Raw genomic sequence first — 1,878 nt, forward strand, 5'->3', positions numbered from 1 at the left:
CGGCCAGTACTTACGCTAGTATCGCGAATTCCCCCTCGGGGGAATTCCTTGCTAAAGAGTTTACACAAAATTATTGACAGACCCAATGAATCAGGATTATATCGCTGAACATATTCGAAGAACAAATCGTAACCTTTTTGTTTTGGTTTCTCCGATACTAGGGATATCTATTTATCTGATCGCACAGTTAAACTCGCTTGGTCAATTGATCAATGACATGATTGACGAACCTACGCTTATTGAAATTGTTGCTGTTACTTTTGAGTTTTTAACATCTAACTTCTTGTTTATATTCGGATTATTTCTACTAAGCAAAGCACTAATTCCGGCAGTTAAGCTTACCACCAGACTGATCAACGTTCAGAAACATCCAATATATATAAATGTTGCGAGCTACGGTATATATAACGAAATTGCACAAAACATCAATTATGAAGTATTGAAACCTGAGAATAAGCAATACAACGATGTATTGATGACTGAGAACTGGATTCTGCAAAAAAGCATTTTCGGTTTGAATATTCTCAAAATAGAAGATGTGGTATGGGCATACAAAAGAGTAGAGAAGCATAAACAGGGTTTTGTTGGAGCCGGGTTATCGGTTGGACCAGCTGAAGTTGGTAAAAGGTTTAATGTAATCCTTCATTCCCAAAATCCTGTAATTCCTAAGATGATGATGTGTGTATTCCATATTTTGGATACGACTGAAGATATAGAAGGTAACGCAGCGGAAGGGCAACAAAAAGTAAAATATGTGGAGAACATTTTAGAAGAATTAGAACAAAGGCATCCGAAGGCTATCTATGGATATTCTAAAGACCTCTATGAAATGTGGAATACCGATAAACCTACTTTTATTAAAAGTGCAGGATTCTAGCGATGAATAATGAACCTAACCTTAAAGAAATCAATAAGTTATTTCAAGACCATATTTCTGACGATGAGATTATTAACATCCAAAGGTTGTCAGGAACAACTGCCGGCCTGATCTACCGACTTGAATCCAGTCAGAATCATAAATACATTTTGAAATATGATGCACCGGAGCAGATACAAATCGTTAACCGGATATTTAACGCATACCCAGATTCATCTCTTTTACCCAAGGTACTTTATACCGCCCCGGACCTGACCCATTATATTTATACGTACATCGAGGGAACAACACACATTAACCGGGGGGCGAAGCGGGAATGGTTGACCAAATTAGTGGATGAATTATTGAATAAATACTGCCCCATTCAAGAATCTACCCTTTGGGGGAGGATGGAGTATCCTCTTCAAACCTGGAGGGAATTCAATGAGATCAGCATAGAGGAAGCCAGGTTTAATATCGGGGATGTGCTGACATTAGACGACTACAAATTTGTTCAATCCCAAGTTCTCAAATGTCATAGCGGAGAGTCTTCACAGGACCAAAGATATTTATTGCATGGTGATGCCGGTGTACATAATTTTGTATTTGACCGGTCCTCTTTAATCGGAGTTATCGATCCATCTCCTATGATCGGGCCTTTTCTATACGATTTTGCTTACGCGTTCTGTTCGTCTCCCGACGATATTCATATAGATACGCTCATGGCAGCATTCGATCATCTTAAGCAAGGCAGTGTTAGCCAAACAAGATTGATCGATGAGGTATCCGTACAGCTATATTGCCGTGTGGGACTAAGTATTAAACATCATCCTCAGGATTTACCTGAATATTTAGAAGCATGGGAATACTGGAAAAGGCTCTGCATCTGATAAATTTAGGAAAATGATAGAAAGGAACCTGCAAATAGTGCAGGTTCTTTTTTTTAGTGCGCCCAGCATGGGCGCTATCTCTAGGGTTGAAGTCCCGAATGGCGAAGGCAGTAGTAGCCATTAGCTTAAGGC

Annotated in this window: 2 protein-coding genes; both read left to right on the forward strand. The window is 39.4% G+C overall.

The window, feature by feature from the left end; translation table 11 throughout:
* Positions 1 to 73: 73 nt before the first annotated feature.
* Positions 74 to 877, forward strand: coding sequence for a hypothetical protein (locus ACAN55_RS24125; RefSeq protein ID WP_379139137.1), 804 nt, complete (start codon positions 74 to 76; stop codon positions 875 to 877).
* A gap of 2 nt (positions 878 to 879) precedes the next feature.
* Positions 880 to 1,746, forward strand: a complete 867-nt coding sequence (locus tag ACAN55_RS24130; RefSeq protein WP_379139140.1) for a phosphotransferase — start codon at positions 880 to 882, stop codon at positions 1,744 to 1,746.
* Positions 1,747 to 1,878 lie beyond the last annotated feature (132 nt).

Source organism: Paenibacillus oryziterrae, from assembly GCF_042610485.1.
Lineage (GTDB): Bacteria > Bacillota > Bacilli > Paenibacillales > Paenibacillaceae > Paenibacillus_AQ.